General features: G+C 48.9%; 15 protein-coding genes. 10 read left to right on the forward strand and 5 right to left on the reverse strand.

The window, feature by feature from the left end:
• Positions 1 to 18: 18 nt before the first annotated feature.
• From ABIB38_RS21220 to kaiC, 4 genes are read right to left on the reverse strand one after another with little or no spacing between them, the layout of a single operon-like run.
• On the reverse strand, positions 19 to 1,707 hold the full coding sequence (locus ABIB38_RS21220) for a response regulator (protein ID WP_429206682.1): 1,689 nt from the start codon (positions 1,705 to 1,707) through the stop codon (positions 19 to 21).
• A gap of 4 nt (positions 1,708 to 1,711) precedes the next feature.
• The gene (locus ABIB38_RS21225; protein WP_429206683.1) at positions 1,712 to 2,044 is read right to left on the reverse strand and encodes a circadian clock KaiB family protein; all 333 of its coding nucleotides are present in this window, start codon (positions 2,042 to 2,044) and stop codon (positions 1,712 to 1,714) included.
• On the reverse strand, positions 2,041 to 2,373 hold the full coding sequence (locus tag ABIB38_RS21230) for a circadian clock KaiB family protein (protein WP_429206684.1): 333 nt from the start codon (positions 2,371 to 2,373) through the stop codon (positions 2,041 to 2,043). The genes ABIB38_RS21225 and ABIB38_RS21230 overlap by 4 nt, the downstream gene beginning before the upstream one ends.
• Positions 2,374 to 2,382: 9 nt before the next feature.
• Positions 2,383 to 4,050, reverse strand: a complete 1,668-nt coding sequence (gene kaiC / locus ABIB38_RS21235; RefSeq protein WP_429206685.1) for a circadian clock protein KaiC — start codon at positions 4,048 to 4,050, stop codon at positions 2,383 to 2,385.
• A gap of 480 nt (positions 4,051 to 4,530) precedes the next feature.
• Between kaiC and ABIB38_RS21240 the strand changes: the two genes are divergently transcribed.
• The 4 genes from ABIB38_RS21240 to ABIB38_RS21255 all read left to right on the forward strand — a co-directional run bounded on the left by ABIB38_RS21240 (position 4,531) and on the right by ABIB38_RS21255 (position 11,286).
• Positions 4,531 to 7,212, forward strand: coding sequence for a UvrD-helicase domain-containing protein (locus ABIB38_RS21240; RefSeq protein ID WP_429206686.1), 2,682 nt, complete (start codon positions 4,531 to 4,533; stop codon positions 7,210 to 7,212).
• 1,005 nt (positions 7,213 to 8,217) lie between these two features.
• Positions 8,218 to 9,837, forward strand: coding sequence for a methyl-accepting chemotaxis protein (locus ABIB38_RS21245; RefSeq protein WP_429206687.1), 1,620 nt, complete (start codon positions 8,218 to 8,220; stop codon positions 9,835 to 9,837).
• A gap of 45 nt (positions 9,838 to 9,882) precedes the next feature.
• On the forward strand, positions 9,883 to 10,350 hold the full coding sequence (locus ABIB38_RS21250) for a chemotaxis protein CheW (RefSeq protein WP_429206688.1): 468 nt from the start codon (positions 9,883 to 9,885) through the stop codon (positions 10,348 to 10,350).
• A 195-nt stretch (positions 10,351 to 10,545) separates the two neighbouring features.
• On the forward strand, positions 10,546 to 11,286 hold the full coding sequence (locus ABIB38_RS21255) for a GAF domain-containing protein (RefSeq protein WP_429206689.1): 741 nt from the start codon (positions 10,546 to 10,548) through the stop codon (positions 11,284 to 11,286).
• A 454-nt stretch (positions 11,287 to 11,740) separates the two neighbouring features.
• Here ABIB38_RS21255 and ABIB38_RS21260 read toward each other — a convergent pair whose 3' ends face one another.
• Positions 11,741 to 12,235 carry a GNAT family N-acetyltransferase gene (locus ABIB38_RS21260; RefSeq protein ID WP_429206733.1) on the reverse strand — a complete coding sequence of 165 codons (495 nt, stop codon included), beginning with the start codon at positions 12,233 to 12,235 and terminating at the stop codon, positions 11,741 to 11,743.
• 209 nt (positions 12,236 to 12,444) lie between these two features.
• Here ABIB38_RS21260 and ABIB38_RS21265 point away from each other — a divergent pair, with 209 nt between their 5' ends.
• From ABIB38_RS21265 to ABIB38_RS21290, 6 genes are all read left to right on the forward strand, one after another.
• Complete coding sequence (locus tag ABIB38_RS21265) at positions 12,445 to 15,690, forward strand: PAS domain-containing protein (RefSeq protein WP_429206690.1); 3,246 nt, start codon at positions 12,445 to 12,447, stop codon at positions 15,688 to 15,690.
• A 431-nt stretch (positions 15,691 to 16,121) separates the two neighbouring features.
• The gene (locus ABIB38_RS21270) at positions 16,122 to 16,454 is read left to right on the forward strand and encodes a hypothetical protein (RefSeq protein ID WP_429206691.1); all 333 of its coding nucleotides are present in this window, start codon (positions 16,122 to 16,124) and stop codon (positions 16,452 to 16,454) included.
• 179 nt (positions 16,455 to 16,633) lie between these two features.
• A complete protein-coding gene (locus ABIB38_RS21275) occupies positions 16,634 to 17,323 on the forward strand; it encodes a PAS domain-containing protein (protein ID WP_429206692.1) in 690 nt (229 codons plus the stop codon).
• A 50-nt stretch (positions 17,324 to 17,373) separates the two neighbouring features.
• Positions 17,374 to 19,755: a PAS domain-containing protein gene (locus ABIB38_RS21280; RefSeq protein ID WP_429206693.1), complete on the forward strand. Its 2,382-nt coding sequence runs from the start codon at positions 17,374 to 17,376 to the stop codon at positions 19,753 to 19,755.
• 63 nt (positions 19,756 to 19,818) lie between these two features.
• The gene (locus tag ABIB38_RS21285) at positions 19,819 to 21,612 is read left to right on the forward strand and encodes a methyl-accepting chemotaxis protein (RefSeq protein ID WP_429206694.1); all 1,794 of its coding nucleotides are present in this window, start codon (positions 19,819 to 19,821) and stop codon (positions 21,610 to 21,612) included.
• Complete coding sequence (locus ABIB38_RS21290) at positions 21,581 to 22,849, forward strand: HD-GYP domain-containing protein (protein WP_429206695.1); 1,269 nt, start codon at positions 21,581 to 21,583, stop codon at positions 22,847 to 22,849. The genes ABIB38_RS21285 and ABIB38_RS21290 overlap by 32 nt, the downstream gene beginning before the upstream one ends.
• Positions 22,850 to 22,911 lie beyond the last annotated feature (62 nt).

The raw sequence follows: 22,911 nt of genomic DNA on the forward strand, positions 1-22,911 counted from the left end.
TTGAGGACCTTTGGTTGCTTATGGCCGTTCATTTTCTGTGCTACTGTAATTGCTGACTTGGCACGGCTTACTCTCATCAAGAAGTCGCTCTAAAACTTCCTGTAAAATTGCTAAAGAAAACGGTTTGGTCAGAATAGCGGTTTTTCTATCAATCAGCTTTGCTATTTCCGACTGATTGGAATAACCAGTGACAAAAATAACTGGAATATCGATGCCAGCTTGGCGAGTGGCCTTGATCATTTCAGATCCGCTCAAGCGGGGCATTGCATAGTCAACCACTGCGAGGTCAGGCGGGTCCATTTTTATTAGTTCCAAGCCATTCAGACCGTCTGTTGCAGCTGACACTGAATAACCGAGCAAATTAAGACTTTCCACGAGAAAACTGCGAACGTCGTCATCGTCATCTACGACAATCACACGCTTTGTTCGGTTTGCGTAGGGTCCATTTAGCGAATTTTTATTTAGCAAAATCTCAGGTTGCGGCGATACGGTACGCCGAAGCATTATGCGAACATTTGTCCCGATTCCTTCGGCGCTGTCAATAGTCACGGTCCCACCTGCCTGTCTAACAATGCCATAAACTTGCGCTAGACCTAAGCCGGTACCCTGTCCAACAGCTTTAGTCGTGAAAAATGGATCGAATGCGCGTGATACGACGTCAGGGGACATGCCAGAACCTGTATCGGAAACTATGATCGTGAGCCATTTTTCCAAGCTAGTATTCGACTCATCTTCGGCGGAGGTTTGACGAATAGTTAAGGTTCCAAAATTTGACATTGCGTCACGTGCATTGATTGCTAGATTCAAAAGTGCCAGTTCTAGCTGAGTTTTGTCTACTATTGCGTAATTGCTATGTTGATCGAGTTGATAAACCACACTAACCGATGGGCCCAGCGTATGCTGGAAAAGGTCTCCCATTCCAGAAATGAGAGCTGTAATATCGACTGGTTGCAGATTGACTTGTTCTAGGCGCGAGAAGGCCAGCAGTTGCGCAGTAAGTTTAGCGCCTCGCATCGCAGCGTCCAAGCCTCGCTGGGCTAAGGCTGAAATTCGAGCAGGATCGTCAGCTTTAAATTTAATAAGTTGTAGATTGCCGCAAACCGCCTGTAACAAGTTATTAAAGTCGTGCGCTAAGCCACCGGTCAGCTGTCCAACTGCTTCCATTTTCTGAGCGTGCCTCAGCCGCTCCTCGACCTTCCGTGATTCGGTTAAGTCCGTTACAACGACGCCAAACAGTCGTAGATTTGGCGTGTCAGAAGTGATCTCAGCAATTGACATGGCTATAAACGGATGGGAGCCGTCCTTTCGCAATACCAACATTTCCAGCCGTGGTACATCCCTGGCTGAACCTCGGATTGCAGTAATTACTGCTTCGTAATCATTAGCCGAAAGATATTTTTGCAACGAAGATCCGACTATCTCTTCCAACGACATGCCGAATATGCTCGCTATACGGCTGTTGCCGTAAACGATGATGCCATCGTCTGCCAAGGTCATGGCACCTTCGCTCATTTGCTCAATCAAAAAGCGATATGGGCGGTCTGCATTATGTAGTGTATATACTTTAGCATCATCGTGTCTGCCGACTAATAATGCATCTACTTCACCATTGCGGATAGCATCAAGGGTTTCATGAGCTTCTTGCAATTGCTGTCGTAGATCTGCGATAAGGAGTTGTTCTTCAATCTTATCGTACCTAGTATTCATTCCTTCAGTCCCCATACAGATCGAGCATGAGTAGTACCTTAGCATCGTCCGACATTGCGCCGACTGCCCTACGAGTGGGAAGTGGAGCTATTCGAACAAGTGTTGGTACCGCGATGATTTGGGCGTCACGGGCACGCTGAGGGTTTTGATAGATATCGATAACCGACAGATTGACTCGCCCTGCTAAATATTGCTTGCAGACTCGTTCGATATTCACAATCGCTTGCATTGACTTCGAAGTGGTGCCAGAGACATAAAGCTCTAAAATATATTCAACGCCGGGTCTGCTAGGAATATCATCACAAGCAACCGTCTTATATGGTATCGGATCGCTCATGTGTAATCCTGAGCAGATCGAATATCTAGGCCAACGAGGACTTTTTCGGTGTTAGACAAGTCGCCAATGATTCTTGTTAATGGCTCGGGTAGGCGACGCACCAATGTAGGTAAGGCGAGAATTTGGTCGCCGGCTGCTAATTGTGGAGTAGAACGCAGGTCAATGATTTCAATCGTATATCGACCGACCAAATGCTGTTCACAGATGGCTTTTAAATTACGAATTGCAGCGAGCGATTTAGGTGTTTGCCCTGCAACGTATAAGCGTAAAGTGTGGTGGATCAGGCTTTCAGCTGATGCACTCTCTTTGCCATCGACAGTAATATTCATAACGCCTCCTTAGCCGCGCCGCGTTGCCATGGCGAGACGATCTGTTTCTGTCGTTTCCTGTTGCTGCATTAACTGAGCAGTGATGGCTTCGGATTCAGACTCTTCTGCTGCCAGTGACGCACGTAGCTCCGCAATTTGACGTTCAGTATCATGTCTCTTGCGCTCAAGTTCGCGAGCTTGCCGTTCAATTTGCTGTGAAGCGCGCAGGGCTTCTGCACGCTCGGATGCCTCCTGCGCAGCTCGTGCCGAACCAGTCAAGACACCAGCGGCGCCAATGTACGCCGGGATAATACTAATTCCCGAGTCAAGAATTTGGTACTCTCGCAACTGATTTGAATGGCCCATACCCCGGGACTTTAATACGTAGAGGAGGCGGTTACGCTCGCCATTTGCTTCGGTATGTGACAGCGATATCCATGTGTCCATGAGGGACGAAATACTGCGTTCGACTTCGCTCATCGACGAGTCTGCTGTAGATAAACTGGTATAGAGTGCTGTGATACCACGTGACTTTAGAAGATCTACTAAGCGTAACAGGGCTGAGTGGACTTCAGAAGCTGGGCCGCGAAAAGCCGATATTGGATCGATGATGACTACGCTTGGGTCAAATTCCAGGACATCACGATGCATTTTTGCTAAGTGCATCTCTAGGCCATAGAGTGTGGGTCTGCTCGCTTCAAAACGTAATTGATCAGTATCAATGTGTTGCGCCAAGTCTAGCCCCACCGACTGCATGTTGCGCACGATCTGATCAGGCGACTCTTCAAAAGCGAAGAATAGACATCGATTGCCAGCACGACAACATGCATCCGCGAACATCGCTGCGAATGTCGATTTGCCGGTTCCGGCTAGACCCGACATCAAGATACTTGAAGTACGATAGTAGCCATGCCGTTCAAACATTGCATCCAACTGTGGTACGCCAGACGAAACTATTTCGCTAGAAGTACCGTGATTTAGTCGTGCTGATGTAACCGGCAAAACGCTAATACCGTTCTCATCAATGAGAAATGGGTACTCATTGGTGCCATGTGCAGATCCGCGATACTTGACAATGCGCAGGCGGCGGGTTGCAACTTGATCAAGAACACGATTGTCCAACAGGATTACGCAATCCGATACATATTCCTCAATGCCGAATCTTGTCAATTGACCATCACCACGCTCACCTGTGATGACTACAGTGACGTTACGAGCCTTCAGCCATTCGAACAGCCGGCGAAACTCTGCGCGCAGCAGTGTAGTGTCGCTAAATCCGGAGAACAGGGCTTCGATAGTGTCCAGGACGACACGCTTCGCACCGATGGTGTCAATGGCATGTCCTAGCCGAACAAACAAGCCCTCCAAGTCGTATTCGCCCGTTTCCACAATTTCGGTAGGATCGATCCGAACATGATCGATGTACAGCTTGCCGTCACTGATCAGCTGGGGCAGGTCATAGCCTAAGGACGCAACGTTAGCGGCAAGATCTGATGAGGGCTCCTCGAATGACATGAACACGCCGTGCTCATTCGACGCAGTCGCGCCGCTGACCAAAAAAGTCATTGCGAAAAGAGTTTTTCCACTCCCCGCCGAGCCGCATATCAAGGTTGGCCGTCCCAAAGGCAGTCCACCATTGGTGATGTCGTCGAACCCGACGATACCAGTCAGGGTCTTAGGTAGTGATTGATTTGTCATGAGTTTTCTGTCTATTTCCGAGGATTTTCTTCACATTATAGGAGAGTTAGGTAGCTTGCAGACAATTTAGTGTCGGCGCATTTTTTCGTTCTACCCATCCTTCGAAAGGTTGTACGAACCTGCTCTCCGGCAGGGGATGAGTAGTTGGCATGCCTAACGGGTGGATGCAAGCGGTTAATTAGTATTGACAGTCTTCGACGTGTCCGTTGCAAGTCAAGCGTGTTTGCCTACTGAGCTACGGAGGAAATAGTTTCTGCATCTACCTTAGTAGCGTATCAAACAAGAAGAATTTGCGAGAAGCAGAGGTTCGAGAGGGTTGACCGTTTCTTCAGGTGATACCATGACATTCCAGCAGGGTAACTACAAGGACGGATCGTGGCGCAGTGGGCTTCAACGCGGGTAGGGGAATTCTTCACGAAGTGCCCAGGATGGACTATTTCGCTCAAAGGAGAGGAGGTCGTCCTCGTGAAGGATGGGCAGATGTCTATCGCGGTCGTCATCAATCCAAAGCCATTGTCCATTGAGACGGGTGCCTTCTGGTCCTCAGTGATTTTCTGCCCGACTGGTCAGCAGGCCATACATCTTGACGGTATTCCCAATGCCAGTGCAAAGGACATGTTCGGCAAGGTGCAAGCTGAGCGCAGCAGGCAACTAGCCATCATTGAAGCTAGGCGCAAATGCGAACGCTTTGACACGCTCGTCGCTTTACTCGTTGAGTGGTACAGGAAGATCGTTGCTGCCATTCATGCCCATGACAAGGCCAGGTGGTGGATACCTGATGAGGTGCTTCAAAAGTGGCTCAGCATGAAGGGGCAGGCCGTTGGCAACGGGGCCGAACTGGAGAGCCTGCTGGTGGATTCTGATGTCAGCAAACACTTGAAGGCTCAAGGCAAAGAGGTGCAGACGGCTCTTGCGTGGCGCAAGAAGGATTTCCCCTCGCATGTTGCTTCGCTCAATGAAGCGCACCTGAAGAGGGAACTTATTGAGTGTAAGGATTTTTTTGACAAGATTGAAAAGTCGCCGTTGACGGTTGAGCAGGCGAAGTCGGTGGTCTGCTTTGATAATCGGGTGCTAGTTGTCGCGTCGGCCGGGTCGGGCAAGACTTCAACTATGGTTGCGAAGGCAGGGTATGCACTGCACCGTAACGTGGTGCCACCCGAACGCATTTTGCTGCTGGCTTTTAACAAAGAAGCTGCCAAAGAGCTCCAAGTTCGGGTCGATGAGCGTCTAAGTCCTCTCGGGTTCACAAGTGAAGGCATTGTCGCCCGCACCTTCCACAAGTTCGGCCTCGATGTAATTGGGCATGCGACAGGCAAGAAGCCGAGCTTGGCTAGTTGGCTTGAAGGAGGCCGAGACCTTGAACACCTCTCAACTCTGATTGATGGCCTGAAGGATAGCAACCCCTTGTTCCGCACCCGGTGGGATCTGTTCCGTGTAGTGCTCAGCCGTGACCTTCCCAAGTTCGGCAAGGAATTTGACGGTGCCGAAGACCGTGATCGCAACACCAAAAAATATGGTTTTAGGACTCTTCGTGATGAGGTTGTGAAGAGCCACGGCGAACGCATGATTGCTGATTGGCTTTTCTACAACGGGGTGGATTATCAGTACGAGCCTGACTACGTTCACCAAACCGCAGACGCGGCCCACCGTCAATATCAGCCGGACTTCTTCTATTCAGGTATCAACCTCTACCACGAACACTTCGCACTGGATGCGTATGGTCAACCCCCAGCTGAGTTCAAGGACTACATGCAAGGGATAGAGTGGAAGAGAGGCTTACACAAGCGACATCGAACTGCACTTATTGAAACGACTTCTGCTCAGCTTCGCACTGGTGCAGCCTTCCAGATTTTAGAGAAGGAACTGACAGCGAGGGGCATCGCGCTCGATCCTAATCCTGATCGTGAAACAACGGGACGCAAAGCGATTGAACATGAAGAGTTGGTGAGGTTGTTCCGCACCTTCCTGACGCATGCGAAGAGCAATGACCTTACTGATGCGGATCTGAGGAAGCGGCTCAAGGACAGTAACGCGGGCTCGTTCATCTACCGTCATGAAATGTTTCTTGACCTGTTTGAAGACATTCGCAACGCATGGGAGAAGAGCTTACGTGCCAGTGGCAGTATTGATTTTGAAGACATGCTGAACATCGCCGCCGACCATCTTGAGTCGGGAAGATGGGAATCGCCTTACACCCTTGTCATGGTTGATGAGTTCCAAGACGCTTCGCGTGCCAGGGCCAGGCTCACGCGTGCGCTGGTTAGCAAACCGAACCGTTTTCTGTTTGCCGTGGGCGACGATTGGCAAAGTATCAACCGCTTCGCCGGCGCCGATCTCTCCGTCATGACAGGTTTTGAAGAGTGGTTCGGGAAAAGCGTCACTCTTAAGCTCGAGCGAACCTTCCGCTGTCCTCAGTCCATTTGCGACGTGTCCAGCAAGTTCGTGCTGAAGAATCCAGTGCAGCTTCCTAAGGTAGTGAGATCTAGTCAGCCTGAGCATGCGCCGTCCGTCCAAGGCTTCCAAGTTGATCATGACGGCAAGCTTCAGACAGCGATAAGCATTTGGATGGCGAACCTGTGCAGCAAGGTTGCATCGGGCGCGGTGGCGCCGGGGAAGAATGGAAAGTTGTCTGTCTTCGTGCTTGGTCGCTACAACAGAGATGTCCAACTCATTCCTGAGGACTGGCAAGCGAAGTTCGGTCGGTACCTAGAAGTGAAGTTCTCTAGCGTTCATGGGTCCAAGGGGCTGGAAGCGGACTATGTGATCCTGCCCCGCGTTGTCAACACTCGGTCTTCATTCCCGAGCATGCAGACAGATGATCCTGTTCTTCAGTTGGCAATGCCGTCAGGCGACAGCTTCCAGTTTAGCGAAGAGCGACGACTGTTCTACGTGGCCTTGACTCGCGCCCGCAGGTCAGTAGTTCTCTTCACCGTCGACGGCAACATATCGCCCTTTGTCGTGGAACTTATGAAAGACACGAATCTTGAGTTGGAACGAATTGACGGAGAGAAGACGAAAACGAGGATGTGTCCAGCGCCCGATTGCAAGACTGGTGTTCTCGTTAAACGAAAAGGGCCGTACTCTGAATTTTGGGGTTGCAACAGGTTCCCGAAGTGCAGGCACTCAGAGAAGATCGTCCCTAAACCTCACGTAGCGAAGTAAATTTTTCGCGAGCGATTCGGCCGATCATGCTCATTCGTATGCAATAGTGTGTGTAACTTTACTGCCATTTTCACGTATTCTTAAGACGGTCGCGGAGCTTGGCGGCGCTCTCCAATCGGGCGAAATCAATATTGATACACTGTCGCTATACTAGTCCTTCGTGTTAATGGAACCTCACATTTTAAAAATTCCGGATTTCTGAATAATTCATGAAATTTAGAAGCGATTAGCCGAGGTGTTGCCGTAATTGCACAGCTCAAACAATCACGGTATTGACTGCAACGTCAGGATATCGAACTAATACAACGTCAACTGATGACTCTTTATATAGTGCGCGAGCGGAAGCCGACACGAGATAGTCTTTTTACAAAGCCTCTGAATTCCGTTATAAATGTGCCACCAAGTGCTTTTTCAATGTACATATTCTCCAGAAACAGAAATCTCGACTCGTTCGTAGTTTCTTCGGCGAAAACGAAGTCACATCCCCGGTCAAGCGCCTCGATCTCCATTTAACTAATCAGTTCAATGCCAACCAAAAGCATGGAATCAGCTTTTTTCCAGCCAAATCGAATCGATCCGGGCAACGCCTTTATAAGTTGCACTAACTAAGCTTCCAACGACCCATCCGTAGCAGTCTTTCGCGTAGATAATCAACGGCACAGGTGTGAAAGCGCAACTATGCAGAGGCTCCCCGGACCTCTGCTGACCAGAGGAAGGGTTTTGTATTTCAAACAAGATTTCGGGGGTCATGTGGAAAAAAAGCCTACGGATTCAACTAAACTTGACACATATGTGTCATCAATATGCTCATATTTTACCCCCTTACCTCTTGACTGTCTGCACAATAAGCCTAAATTTTCCCCAGCTCGGCGTCATTCCATTGCCAGAACGCAACAATCGCAAGTGTCAAGCGATAAATTTGACGGATTCGCTTCAAGTCGTGTTATAGTTGAAAAAGTTTCCACCGAGAAACCTCATCTTCCATCGTAAACATAGAAAAATGACATGAAGAAAAAGCTTAGCAGTATAGGTGCGCGTCTTACCATCGGGTACGGTACCGTATTCGTTTTGATGGCAGTTCTTACCGCCTTAGCGACTTACAGGGTTAGTCAGATCGATAGCACGCTAACTCACATAAATGACGTGACTAACGTCAAACAAAGGTACGCTATCAATTTCCGCGGTAGCGTTCACGACCGAGCAATTGCTTTGCGCGATGTGGTCTTGGCACAGGACCAGGCAAAAGCTGAGACTCCAATCTCACTGATAAAAACCCTGGACGCCAACTACGCCAGTGCAGCAGTATCAATGGACAAGCTCTTTCAATCTATTGACGGAATACTTCAAGATGAAAAAGAAGCATTGGCAGACATCAAGGGTCAAGAAAATCGGACCAAGCCATTAATCGAAAAGGTTATTTCGCTGCGCGCTGCGGGGCAACTTGAAGAGGCATCGCTATTGCTACAAGACCATGCTGCGCCAGCTTTTGTTGGGTGGCTAGCCAGTATAAATAAGTTTATTGACATGCAAGAAAGATTAAACAACAGCGAAGCCCTAAGCGCACGGGAATTAGCGTCGGGCTTCTTGGGATGGATGATTTTTTTATCCGCAGGCGCGATCGCAACAGGGGCCGTGGGTGCATGGTACATCGCACGCAGCTTAATTAACCAGCTAGGAGGTGAGCCCGAATATGCTACCACAATTGTTAAAGCAATTGCGGCCGGTGACTTGCGCGTTGAAATTGAAACTAGAGGAAGCGATAGCGCTAGTCTACTATTTGCCATGAAGGCTATGCGAGATAACTTGGTCACTATTGTAGAGCAAGTTCGCAGCGGAACCACAAGTATTGCCAATGTTTCAAATGAAATTGCAAATGGCAATAGGAACCTCTCTGGAAGAACTGAGCAGCAGGCTAGAACGCTTGAGGCAACGGCTGCATCGGTGGAGCAACTTACTGGAACGGTAAGAGAAAACGCACATAATGCCACCCAGGCCAACACCCTGGCTGTATCGGCCTCGGAGGTTGCGTTGCGCGGCGGAACCGTTGTAGCACAAGTTGTTGAGACAATGGATTCTATCAACGAGTCGTCCAAGAAGATTGTTGATATCATCAGCGTTATCGATGGTATTGCCTTCCAGACCAACATCCTTGCGTTGAATGCTGCGGTAGAGGCGGCTCGAGCTGGCGAGCAGGGTCGCGGCTTTGCAGTTGTTGCTACTGAAGTGCGCAACCTGGCTCAACGCTCTGCGGCAGCAGCTAAAGAGATTAAGGAGTTAATTGGGAGTTCGGTAGAGCGTATTGATGCTGGCGCGAGGCTCGTCAGTGAGGCTGGCTCAACGATGAAAGAAATCGTCACGTCCGTTAGACGTGTTACCGACATCATGGGGGAAATTACTCACGCGAGTTCGGAGCAGAGCACAGGAATTAGTCAGGTAAATGAAGCAGTCAGCCAAATGGATGATGCAACTCGTCAGAATGCAATTCTGGTCCATGAGGCGACCGGAGCAGCCGCCTCCCTCGAAGCCGAAGCCGAGCGGCTTGCTGCAGTGGTAAGCGTTTTTCGTCTTGATACCGTTGGTTCCAAAAATTTAATGCAGAAAAACCGATTGGCACTTAGTAATTAAGATTTGCCTACGCAGAGATATAAAACCCATTGAAATTAACCAAATATGAGCCAAGAAATACATAGAGAGTTACTGTCATTTAAAATAGGCAAAGAGGAGTATGGGATTGAAATCCTAAACGTCCAAGAAATACGTGGATACGAGGGCGTAACACGAATCGCGAATGCTCCGAGTTTTATCAAAGGCGTAGCGAATTTGCGTGGGGTAATCGTACCGATTATTGATATTCGGATCAAATTCGGACATTCTGACCCAACCTATGACAGCACGACCGTAGTGATCGTGCTCAACCTTGGTAAAAGCACCGTCGGAATCGTCGTTGACAGTGTTTCGGACGTCACGAGATTAACACCAGAACAAATTCGAGCTGCTCCTGATGTTGGTCGCCCCAATGACGCCAACTATATTGTCGGGCTTGGAATCCTCGAGGAACGGATGCTGATTATTGTTGACATTGTTCAGCTCGTCGAATCAGATGAAATACATAGATTCGAACCGCTGATGGCAGCCTGATCAAGCGATCAGGTAATGTCGCCGTAGAAAATTAAAATGGTCCGCTCATAGACTTTTTCTGACGAAATTGATCCCGCGTTTCGGAGTGTTACGCTGATAGCAATATAAAACTGTAGACAGTGATGTACGGATGAGTGATAACTCGAAATTTTGAAGCGTAAAAAGTTGTCTAAAGAAGCAAAATCAAGGAAAGTAATGGATGAAGAAAAACGTGCGGACGACGCAGTAATAACGACAAGTAAAGCTGCTCGCATGCTCGGTGTGGCCGTCAGTACAATGCAGAACTGGATGGAAAACGGCTCCATTTTGTCGTGGAAAACTCCTGGCGGACACCGTAGGACTTACGCCAGTGCGATTCAGGCTCTTTTAGACGGTAAGGTAGACGATCTTTGTATTACAGATGTGCGTCGTTTGCCATTGCCGACAGACCCTGAATTCCTACCTATTTCGAATCCTCCATTCCTCGTTTCGGAAACTGAGGGGCAGCGACTTGCCTCACTTGCCCTGCTTGATTTGCACCATATTGGAGAAGATGAACGTTTTGATCGCATCGTGCGTCTTTCGGCGATCGCAACACGAACATCAATTGCCGCAATCTCATTTTTCACACCGAGGACTCAATGGGTTAAGGCGGCAGTAGGACTTGAGATACGCGAGTTTCCGCGAGAGTGGAGTTTTTGTAACTATACAATTGCGCAAAACGAACTGCTAACGATTGCTGATGCGAAGCTGGATGAACGTTTCAATGGCAACCCCTTTGTAAATCAAGATCCTTGCATACGTTTTTACGCAGGCGTGCCCTTGCGCGATGAGCGTGGCCTGGCTGTCGGTACGCTATGTGTATTCGATAGGGAGCCGCGCAAGTTGCGTTTGGTCGAACTTCAAGCTTTTACCGATCTTGGTGCGATAGCATGTGACACTCTAAAAGGTCGGTGACGGACGAATTATCTTTTTGAAATTTACGTTCACTCTTCTAGATTCCAGACGTTTAGCTGTTAGCATCATGGATGTAAAGCGGTTTAATGGACAATTTGGTGAACCGAGTAAGAAGTCACGGTAACATAACAATTCTAATTAGTTCGATCGATCTAATGCCAGCGTGATCTTTCGGAACGTCATATTCGCTTACGGTGTGCTTTAGTCTCGGCCCAGTCAAAAAGAGTTTTAAGCTTTGCAATGATTTGCGGTCTTACTTGGCGGTTCAGGCATCGGAAAAACAAGTAGTCGGATACGCGCACACACACCGCCCCGTTCGATAAACGGGCGCATGCTCTCCTGATCGCTGCCATTGACCGCCCATCCTACCGTTGGCTCTGCTAAGCCTTTTGACTAGGGTTCAGTGAACAATCACTCGACAGTACGCCTAAGGAAGAGTATCCTTGTTGTACTTCTACAACTGTAGCTGTGTGATGTTGGTCAAAACTACACGAGAGACTGGGAGAGTCGTCTCCTCACTGGGAGTAAGCTCCTTTGCCAGTCCGGACACTTTGGTCGCGCGCCCAATAGAAACATCTCGTGCACTGTAACCCAATTCTTTGTAGACGTTGACTAGCTCATCATCGGGCTCATCAGCAAAACAATAGCTGCACCTCCGCGTTAGCGCTTCAGCTTCTAAGTTCTGTAGCAAGGAGGTAGCGAGCTCCTTAGCTCTGTATGGGTCGGCGAACCAAAGCGACTCGATTCTTATTACGCCGTTGAAGCTTAAAGCGATGAGCCTTGCAATTACTTGCCTCTGTGCATTTTTAACATACAGTAGGTAGGGGATGGCTGACTGCATGCTATCAGACTGAGCTGGCACCTGGTTGCCAGGCTTTGCGTCCCGATCGGTTTGGAAAATCATAGTCATATTCACAGTTTTAAAGCGTAAAGTCCTCGCGAAAATCATAGTGCCATAGAGAAATATTTCAAACAAGTAATTTCGTTGGATTCGTCATTATTTACAAGAAGTGTTAAGATTTACACCTTTAGATGCAACATCTCTAGGTCGAAACGCTTGATGAAGGGTCGCAGGCACGTAAGCAACAAAAAGCAAGCAGGCTCGTCGGCTCAATAAAGCTGCAGCCGGCAAATCCATCCGGGACAATTGGGTCATTTATGTTTCCACAAATCATCTCATCATTCTTCTCTGGCAACGGTAAGGTCGAGAACTTATTGCGAGAACATGATTGGTCAACATCACCCCTCCTAGAACCTGCTTTGTGGTCCAAGCCCTTACAGTACGCTGTAAGGTTCCTCTTAGACTCAAAAAATGCGATTTTTATAGCTTGGGGACCAGAGTTGCGACTTTTGTACAACGATGCCTACGCGGAGGTGTTGGGGGACCGGCACCCGCAAGCCCTAGGCGAGCCTTTGCAACTGGTGTGGCCTGATGTGTGGCCTGACATTGAGCCTCTGGTAAAGCGCGTTATAGCTGGCGAGGCATGCCGGTTCGAAGATGCACACTTTGTCTTACAACGCGACGGCAAAGAGGTCGGCTCATGGTTTTCATTTTCATATACACCATTACGGGACCTGGACGGGTCTGTCCACGGCTTTTATTGCATTCTGACCGAGACAACCGACCAAGTTCTCATGCGCCAGAAGCGGCAAAGCGAGACTGATCGAGTATATAGCTTGTTTGAGCGCTCTCCGAGCTTTATGGCGGTACTCGAAGGTCCACAGCTTAAGTACTCCCTTGCGAACGCAGCATATCTAAATTTTGTGGGACAGCGCGATCTTATTGGGAAATCAGTTAGCGAAGTATTTCCTGAGATTGGCGATCAAGGTTACCTCAACTTATTCGCACAAGTCTATGGCAGTAGTGAGCCTTTCATTGGGAGAAACCTACCTGTGGCGCTGGATAGGAAAGGCGATGGCGTTCTGGAAACGCGTTATGTTGACTTTCTTCTTCAACCTACACTCGATGGCTCCGGCAAAATCACCGGTATTTTTGTTGAAGGTTATGATGTAACAGAGCACGTGCTCGCCCAAGAAAACGCACGCCATAGCGAGCAAATTGCACGAAACGCGACGCAGTTACAACAAGAGGAACGAAGCCGGCTCATGGCGTTGCTAGAGGCGGCTCCCGTTGGCATCGGATTCGCAGATCCTAGTGGGCGCCTCACAATGGTGAACGCTGAAAATCGGCGTATCTGGGGGGACCACCCTATGTCGGAGCAAGTTGACGAATATCTAGAATGGAAAGGCTGGTGGGCCGATAGGTCTTCCCGTCATGGCATGCCCATAAAGCCTGCGGAGTGGGGCCTTGCCCGCGCGCTTCGCGGAGAAGATGCAATTAGCGACGTAATTGAAATCGAACCATTCGGGATGCCCGGAACCCGTCGCACACTCTTACTTCGTGCAGCCCCAGTACGAAACAGTCAAGGAAAGATTATTAGCGCTGTCGTTGCCCAGACGGACATTACTGACCGAGTTCGTAGCGAGCTGGCTTTACGAGAAAGTGAACAGAGATTTCGGACCATCACAGACGCAATGCCACAGATGGTCTGGTCGACCCTTGCTGACGGCTACCACGACTACTACAACCGGCAATGGTATGAGTTTACTGGAGCTCCTCTCGGAACTACAGATGGCGAAGGGTGGAACGATATGTTCCATCCTGAAGACCAGAAACGGGCATGGGAGCAATGGAGTTCCTGCCTCTCAACGGGCGGGATTTATGAAATCGAATATAGATTGCGGCATCATTCTGGAACATATCGTTGGGTTCTTGGTAGAGCGTTTCCGGTTCAAAATGAAGAAGGTAAGATAGTCCGATGGATGGGCACGTGCACTGATATCCATGATCAAAAGCTCGCACAAGTAACTTTACAAGAGAAAGAAGAACGCTTCAGAGCGTTGGCCGAAAACATCCCGCAGCTTGCCTGGATGGCGGATGTAAACGGCGTGATTTTTTGGTATAACAACCGCTGGTACGATTACACTGGGACAGCCGCTAATGTAATGGAAGAATTCGGGTCCAAAAATATCCATCACCCTGAATATGTTGATGCAGTTAAAAAGAAATATAGCGAGCATATTCGTGCAGGTAAGGTTTGGGAGGACACATTTCCAATGAAAAGGCACGACGGGACCTACCGATGGTTCTTGTCGCGAGCGGTACCAATATATAACGCAGACGGCGCAATTACCCGCTGGTTAGGCACCAATACGGACGTGACGGAACAGCGCGACGCTGCTGAATCTTTACGTCAAATGGATAGGCGCAAAGACGAGTTCTTGGCAATGCTCGCACACGAGCTTCGAAATCCGCTTGCGCCAATCACAACAGCAGCGAACCTCCTCACAGTAACTCAGCCAGATTCGAATCGTCTTAAACAGATCAGTAGTGTAATTTCACGGCAAGCGTCTCACATGACAAGCTTAATTGACGATCTGCTGGATGTCTCGCGAGTTACCCGAGGTTTGATCACGCTTCATAATGAGGAAATTTCTGTCAAAACCGTGTTGGCCGAGGCAGTTGAGCAAGCTAAGCCATTAATCGACGCTCGTTCTCACCAGCTAAAGACCACAATGCCAGATGATGACTACTTTGTTCTTGGTGATCGAAAACGTCTTGTCCAAGTGGTATCGAATCTCCTTAACAATGCTGCAAAATATACGTTGCCGGGAGGTGAAATAGGAATCTCGCTAATCCCTAGCGATAAGCAAATCCAGATTTCAGTTAGGGATAATGGAATAGGGATGTCTGCGGATCTATTGGTGCATGCATTTGATTTGTTTGCACAGGGGCAGCGCACGCCTGATAGGGCCCAAGGCGGATTAGGAATTGGCCTAGCGTTGGTTCGGAGTTTGGTACAGCTGCACGGTGGATCAATTGCGGCCTTTAGCGAAGGCCCAGGACATGGCTCGGAATTAACAGTTACTTTGCCGCGCGTTAAATCAAATGACAAAATCAACGCTATGCAGTTGAGTGACGATACTATTGAGCGTGGTACAATTTCGCTAAGAATTTTAGTTGTTGACGACAACGAGGACGCTGCCCAGACTCTCGCAATGTATCTGAACGTTCTGGGACACGATGCATACTCAGAATATCGTGGTAGTACGGCATTGGAACGTATTAGAGAAATTAATCCAGATGTCTGCTTGTTAGACATTGGACTTCCAGATATTGACGGCAAAGAGCTTGCAGCGCGTATCCGTAAAATCCATCCTTTTCAGCAGATTCAAATCGCTGCTGTTACAGGATACGGGCAATTACAGGAACGTCAGGCTACAGCAGAGGCAGGTTTCGACGCCCATTTCGTAAAGCCGCTGGACACTTCTGAATTGAATGCTTGGTTAACTGATGTAGCTTCATTACTCAATTTGCAAAAAATCACACGTCCGCCCAGATGAGCGATAAGAGGCCATGTTTTTATAAGTTTTGACACGATGGAACGTAAATCTCATATATTTAGGTCGTTGAGCCAGATAAACCGGGGAGCTGGCACAGCAGCTCGCTACTTGAGCGGCGAGAACAAGAATCTAATCGATAGAGGGCTTGTCAAAATCTGGGAGGATAAAATTATACTCACAGAAAAAGGCAAGCAATTCATGTTTCAATGCCAATGCGAGGGTTTTCTTAAGGCTTTGCAACGTGGTAGTAATCCTAACGCCTCTGATCCTGTCATCGCTTGGCTACTAAAGCATCAGTTTATGATTCAGCTCCGCGAGTCCGATTCTTGGCAAATAACGCCTCGTGGTCGCGACTGGCTGTCTCAGCTTGATTGAACTGGAGAACTATTTTTAATAACACTCGGCTCGGATGCGCTATCTCTGGGAACAGCATGGGAAAAAATTACACTTTTGAAGCAGATCTGTCGACTTACGTGTTCTCACTGATGGGTGTTGCTACCGCAGCGATCGTTAGATACAAGCTCGGTCCTATGTTGAAAAAAACTATACCCAGTTCTGACCCTTCTGAAAATAATAAAAGTTTGACACAATCAGGTAACACAATATTTGTGGCGTTGTCAGGATACGGTCAACCATCTGATTTCTATTTATTGACTAAAGCCAGGTTTGACTATCACGTAGTCAAACCGCTTGCAATCGATTCGCTTATCGAATTGCTTTCAAATGCGCAACGATCGGCTGGTAAAACGTCGGGACATACATGATCTGTTGAAGGTTTGTAGAAAGCGAGTGTCGCCACTGGCCTTGCGTGTCTGCTTATCAAGGTACTGTTGATGACCAATTGCTCAACGTCTCCCATAGCGAAAGTAATTTATCCACTTTTCCTCACATTTTATCGCTATCTGGCAATGGCATAGCGTGATTCACTGATCTTCCTACCTGCATGCTAACGTTTTCTAAAACTGAACATTACCACTTTGACCCTTCAATTGTGCTTGAACTTACTACCACGTTTGTGTGTAGCTTTGACGGCACCATTTTGTATTGGTCGGAAGGCTGCGCCCATCTTTATGGATGGACTGCGAGCGAAGTAGTTGGTCGCAACGCTGATGATATGCTCAGCACTGTACTACCTATACCGTTGCGAGAGCTTGAGAGAGAGCTTCGGTGCAACGGCGAGTGGATTGGAGACGTTCGGCAAGTCAAGCGCTGTGGAAGTCCAGTTACGACGTGTATCAAGACCACTCTTGTTTCAGATACTGAGGGGGAATCCTCGGCATTTGTGCATGTCGTCACTGACGTTACTGCGTCACGCGAACTCGAAGCGCAGCTTCGCAAAAGCGAGGCTACACTGTCCGCAGTGATCGATTCGTTGCCTGTTGGATTAGTTATTGCAGATCCTGATGGCCGCGTATTACGTGACAACGCCGCGAATAGAAAGATTTGGGGCGTACCACCCCAAACCACTAGCTGGGAACAATATGGGGAATGGGAGGGGTACTGGCCAAACACCGGTAAGCGTATTGCGCCAGATGAATGGGCAATGTCGCGCGCGTTATTCAAGCGCGAAATCGTGCACGGCGAACTGGTCGAGTGTCAACCCTTCAATAATGGACCGCGACGTTTTATCTGAATAATGCTGCGCCTGTGCTCGATGCTAACGGTCATATAATCGCAGGAGTCGTGGCCGAGCTTGATGTAACAGAACAACGTCAAGCGCAAATGGCGTTGACGAAAATTTATGAGGAGTCGCAGGCGGCGGCTGAACGTGTTCAGCTAGCGTTGGCAGCCGGTGCAATCGCAGGAACTTGGGACTGGGATTTGATTAGTGATCGGTTCGCCGTTGATGAGACGTTCGCTGAATATTTTGGGATTGATGTTGAATTAGGAAGATCCGGCCTGAGCCTCGAGCAAGTAATCGCGACCGTACATCCTGAGGACCTCTCTGAACTGCATGCCGCCATCGCTAAAGCGATCCGTTGCGGCGGCCCATATAGTCATGAATACCGTGTGCGCGGTCGGGACGGTATCTATCGGTGGATACAGGCGAACGGGCGCGTTGACCATTCGGAGTCTGGGCTACCGTTGCGATTCCCTGGTGTATTGCTCGACATCGAGCAGCGGCGCGCCGTCGAGATCGAAAGAGATCGCGCAATGCATCTGCTTCGTTCATTCATTGAGGCCGTTCCCGGAGTCGTTTATGCCAAAGACTACAACGGCCGCATGACGGTGGGTAATCAAGGTGTGTCAGAGCTTGTTGGTAAGCCTTTGGAGATGATTCTAGGCAAGACGGATGTAGAATTTTTGGAAAATTCTGAACAAGCTACTGTAATTATGGCTACTGATCGACGGATAATGGATAGCGGTCGTGCAGAAGTCGTCGAGGAAGAAGTTAGCTTCCCAGATGGCCGCCGTACTATGTGGCTATCGACAAAGGCACCGCTGTACAACGAGAGCAGTGAAGTAATAGGTCTAATTGGCTCGTCGGTGAACATCACTGAACGCAAAGCTGCAGAGGAAGCACTGCAACAACGCACCGAGGAGCTTTGCAGTACACAGCTCCGCCTTGAAATGGCACTTGCAGCGAGTCGTATGGGTGTCTGGGAGTGGTCGGTTGCTACAGGCGAAGCTACTTGGAGTCGACAAATGTTTGAGCTGTTGGGCCTTCCTCCTGCGCTTGATGGGAAATCCAACATCGCTAGTTTCATGGCGAAGGTGCATCCCGAAGATACCGCTATCGTAGAACGTTCTTTAGCCCGTTGTCTGAGTGAAGGCACTGACTACGAGGCTGAGATGAGGATCGTGCTGGATGATGGGAATGCGAGATGGTTGCTGGGGCGTGGTCGTGTCAGTTACGGTAGAGATGGAAAGGCAGAAAGAGTGACCGGTGTTAATGTAGATATCACTGAGCGCAAGGAATCCGAGCATGTTTTGCACGATGCCGACCGACGGCGCAACGAATTCCTAGCTATGCTCGGCCACGAACTCCGGAATCCTTTAGCTCCGATCGCCAACGCTGTTGCACTTCTCGAGCTAACTGGAGAGGACAAGGAGAAAAGAACTCATTCGGTTCAGATTATTCGGCGCCAAGCCAAGCACATGGCACGATTAGTTGACGATCTCTTGGAGGTATCGCGTGTTGTCCATGGCCAAATTGAACTTCGCAAAGAAAAGGTCGTTCTATCCTCAGCGATTTATCCCGCCCTGGAATCTGTTTTTCCACTCGCTAAAGAGCGAGGTCAGACAATTAAACACAGCTTGCCACCTGATATTGAGCTGGTAGCTGATCCAGCCCGAATTATACAAATCGTGACGAACCTCTTGCAGAATGCAGTTAAGTACACGCAAGTTGGCGGTTGCATAAATGTAGAATCCCGCATCTCCACAAACGATGACCAATGGGTGGAGATTAGCGTTGCTGACAATGGACCTGGGATCGATCCAGGTCTGTTGCCTTGCATCTTTGATTTATTTTCACAGGCAACGGCAACGCTCGACCGGTCCCGTGGTGGGCTCGGACTTGGATTGTCCTTGGTAAAGCGGCTTGTTGAGCTCCACGGAGGTGAGGTCTTGGCCCGAAACCGTGATTTTGGACGCGGAGCATGTTTCAGCGTACGTCTTCCAAGAGGAGCGCAAGATCGCAACAATGTCGATACCTTAGACAGCACAAGCAAGAGACTCGCGCCGACAAAATTTTTGATCGTCGATGACAATGTTGACGGTCTAAACACATTAGGCATGCTTCTTGAGGCTGATGGACATTCTGTAGCGCGTGCTTACGATGGAGAGGCAGCAATTACGGCCGCCCTCCAGTTTCATCCAAGCGTGGTACTGCTCGATCTCGGGCTGCCAAAGCTCAACGGCTGGGAGGTGGCTCAGCTTCTCCGTTCCACCTCGACTACTAACAATGCGGTGCTCATTGCCCTGTCCGGCTACGGACAACCAGGAGATCGGGACCGCAGTCATGCTGCAGGGTTCAATGACCACCTCCTTAAACCTGTAAATCTTGAAGCACTGTATCTCGCCATTATGCCGCACATACGACATGAACAAGACCCGACGTAGCTGGTCGAAAGGCCTCTGCTTCTCTGAGCGCACTGGTCCAGTTAGACAGTTCTGTCGTTGTCCTTGAACATCACGTGCGGTCCGCCACTTCTTCAAGATTTTCGTTGCATATTCGTAACATCTGTTGCGAAACACGAAAACCGTGCTCAAATTCCTCAAATCATGATACATTTACTCCTGGAAATGTTTCGTCGTCATCAGCGACGTCAAATTTCGGAGGAGAAGATGAGAGAAAATGGTCCAGTTAGTGGTAAAGAATACGTTTTAAAGGACAATCAGACTGTCGTGTCTAAAACAGATCTGCGTGGAAATATCACGTATGTCAACAGAGATTTCATTGAGATTAGTGGATTCTCTGAAGATGAACTGATCGGTTCGCCGCAGAGCATTGTTCGGCATCCAGACATGCCATCAGAGGCGTTTAAAGATTTTTGGGAGACTATCCAGGCGGGTAAGGCTTGGACCGGTCTTGTAAAAAACCGATGCAAGAATGGAGACCATTACTGGGTCGAAGCGAACGCGGCCCCGCTAATTCAAGACGGGAAAATTGTTGGTTACACTTCGGTAAGGGTGAAGCCGACCCGTGATCAAGTCTCAAACGCAGAGGCTGCATACAAAGCTATACGATCTGGGAACAGCGGACTTTTGATAAAAGAAGGCGCTGTCGTGAGCGCAATTCCGCTCAAGAAGCTTTTGTTTTGGCAAAGAATGTCTTATCGGGCAAAGATTTTATCATCGACGCTCTTTCTCAGCTGCCTGCTAGTAGTTCTTGCATTACCAGGCCCTTTTTTGAATTCGACAATTCGCTTAGGATTTGCAGCGACAGGATTGCTCTTTCTTTTCGGCTACCGCGCTGTGTTGCTTAATACGCTTATTGATCCGCTTACGCGGGCGAAGTACGATATCGAAACCATGAGTGCTGGCGATCTAAGTGGTCGGATTAACGCACGTGGCGCTAATGAACTTGCAGATTTAATGCAGGGTCTCCGTGTTTTGCAAACAAATGTGAAACTTCTTGTTGGACAAATCAAGGAGTCGACGGAAGTCGTGCGGGACGAATCAGATTCAATAGCAGGGGGCTCCGCTGCGCTATCAGCACGAATCGAAACTCAAGCGAGTACTCTAGAAGAGACGACATCTTCGATGGAAGAGCTGACCAGCACCGTTCAGAACAACGCCGATCTAGCGAGCGAAGTTAATGCGCTGATCAGTTCAGCGAAAACGACAGCGGTAGAAGGCGGCGCTGATGTTGCTCAAGTTGTTCAGACAATGGCAACCATTCGGGAAAGCTCGCAGCGGATTGTCGACATTATTGCAGTGATCGATGGGATTGCCTTCCAGACTAACATTCTTGCTTTGAATGCAGCAGTAGAAGCAGCGCGCGCTGGCGAGCAAGGGCGTGGATTTGCTGTGGTTGCTTCCGAGGTACGCGCGCTGGCACAGCGCTCCGCTGCGGCTGCCAAAGAGATTAGCGCTCTAATTAAAGACTCTGTCGCCCGTGTCGAAGCGGGAACGGCTCTCGCTGACCACGCAGGCGGGACGATGACACGTATCGTTTCTGGAGTTGAAAAAGCTGCGGAGCTAATGTCGGCTATCGCGGTTGCGAGTCGTGAACAAAGTGCCAGTTTAGCGCAAATGTTCGTAGCGGTTTCGGCAATGGATGCAGACACTCAGAAGAATGCAGGAGTTGTCGAAGAGGCGGCGAATGGGACCGCAGAGTTGCGTGACCAAGCTGAGCATCTCGCGGAACTGGTCGATTCTTTTAAGCTTGTTAGCGCCAGTACAAGATCTCATAGGTCTGGGAAAATTTCAAGCCAGCAATCTCGTGAGCCGTATCGTCTCGCTCTGTCGCAATAGATATTTATTCGGTGTTGAAATGTTGAAAACGATTGATGCCAGTGAGCTTAAACTTGGCATGGCTATCCATGATTTGGACTGCGGATGGATGGAACATCCATTTATTCGCAGTCGTTTTGTTATTCGCAGTGATGAGGAAATTAAAAAAATACGAAGAGCCGGAATCCGAGGTGTTGTTATCGATTGCGAACGTGGTATTGACGTATCGTATGCACCTCCGTTAGCTGTCACTTTGGCGAAGACGGAGACACAATTACAGAGAGTTGCTGAGGAAAATCAGCAGCTACGTCCATCTCAATGTTCTCTAACGGACGAGCAAGGGCGAGCCGTGCACGTAAAACGTCAGGCCATTGAGGTAGTTCGTACAGTCATGAAGGATGCTCGTCTCGGTCGCGCAATCGAAATTGATAACGTAGAATTCGCAGTACAGCGTATTACTGATTCGGTTTTTCGCAATCAAGGAGCCCTGTTAGGGCTGCTACGAATAAAGAATAAAGACAACTACACTTTTCTCCACTCCGTAAGCGTTTGCACTCTAATGGTAGCCTTTTGCCGATCGCGTGGCTTGGCAGATGATGTGATTGTCCAGGCTGGAATTGGAGGGCTTCTTCACGACACTGGGAAAGCTTTAGTGCCTGACAATATTTTGAATAAAGGAGGACGACTCACCGATGAGGAATTCGAGATCGTTAAATGCCATCCGCGCGACGGATATCACATTTTAAAAAATTCGCCGGACATCGGCGAGATTGTTCTAGACATTACCTTGCACCATCATGAGCGACGTGATGGAACAGGATATCCGTGCAAGCAAAGAGAAGACGACATCTCAGAGCTTGCGCAAATGGCTGCGATAGTTGATGTGTACGACGCGATTACGTCGGATCGGTCGTATCACAAGGGAATTTGTGCAGCAGAAGCGCTCCGTAAGATCTATCAATGGAGCGAGTTTCACTTCAATCCAATTCTGACGCAGGAGTTCATGCGTTGCGTGGGAATCTATCCAGTTAGAACATTAGTGCTATTGGAGTCGGGGCGATTAGGCATAGTTATTGAGTCCCATGAAAGCAATCTGCTAACCCCAAAAGTACGTGTTTTTTTCAATTCTAAAACTCGAGCGTACATGCCGCCAGCTACCGTAGATCTTTCGCGTCCGGTGGGGTTTGGGGGGGGCGATAAGATCGTTTCTTTTGAAAAGCCCGAAGCATGGGGTATTGACGTTAAGCGCTTTATGTGATTCGACGACCACTGGGTGATAATTCAGTAAAGTCGAACGCGTTGCTTTTATTCAAAAGATGG

Origin of the sequence: Massilia sp. UYP11 (assembly GCF_050434805.1) — a bacterium.
In the GTDB taxonomy this organism is placed as follows: domain Bacteria; phylum Pseudomonadota; class Gammaproteobacteria; order Burkholderiales; family Burkholderiaceae_D; genus Telluria.

Coding starts and splice junctions, on each gene's coding strand:
- ABIB38_RS21250 (WP_429206688.1), top strand. CDS start 9,883: ATGAGCCAAGAAATACATAGAGAGTTACTGTCATTTAAAATAGGCAAA.
- kaiC (WP_429206685.1), bottom strand. CDS start 4,050: ATGACAAATCAATCACTACCTAAGACCCTGACTGGTATCGTCGGGTTC.
- ABIB38_RS21255 (WP_429206689.1), top strand. CDS start 10,546: ATGGATGAAGAAAAACGTGCGGACGACGCAGTAATAACGACAAGTAAA.
- ABIB38_RS21220 (WP_429206682.1), bottom strand. CDS start 1,707: ATGAATACTAGGTACGATAAGATTGAAGAACAACTCCTTATCGCAGAT.
- ABIB38_RS21225 (WP_429206683.1), bottom strand. CDS start 2,044: ATGAGCGATCCGATACCATATAAGACGGTTGCTTGTGATGATATTCCT.
- ABIB38_RS21260 (WP_429206733.1), bottom strand. CDS start 12,235: ATGATTTTCGCGAGGACTTTACGCTTTAAAACTGTGAATATGACTATG.
- ABIB38_RS21245 (WP_429206687.1), top strand. CDS start 8,218: ATGAAGAAAAAGCTTAGCAGTATAGGTGCGCGTCTTACCATCGGGTAC.
- ABIB38_RS21275 (WP_429206692.1), top strand. CDS start 16,634: ATGCTAACGTTTTCTAAAACTGAACATTACCACTTTGACCCTTCAATT.
- ABIB38_RS21240 (WP_429206686.1), top strand. CDS start 4,531: ATGTCTATCGCGGTCGTCATCAATCCAAAGCCATTGTCCATTGAGACG.
- ABIB38_RS21270 (WP_429206691.1), top strand. CDS start 16,122: ATGGGAAAAAATTACACTTTTGAAGCAGATCTGTCGACTTACGTGTTC.
- ABIB38_RS21230 (WP_429206684.1), bottom strand. CDS start 2,373: ATGAATATTACTGTCGATGGCAAAGAGAGTGCATCAGCTGAAAGCCTG.
- ABIB38_RS21265 (WP_429206690.1), top strand. CDS start 12,445: ATGTTTCCACAAATCATCTCATCATTCTTCTCTGGCAACGGTAAGGTC.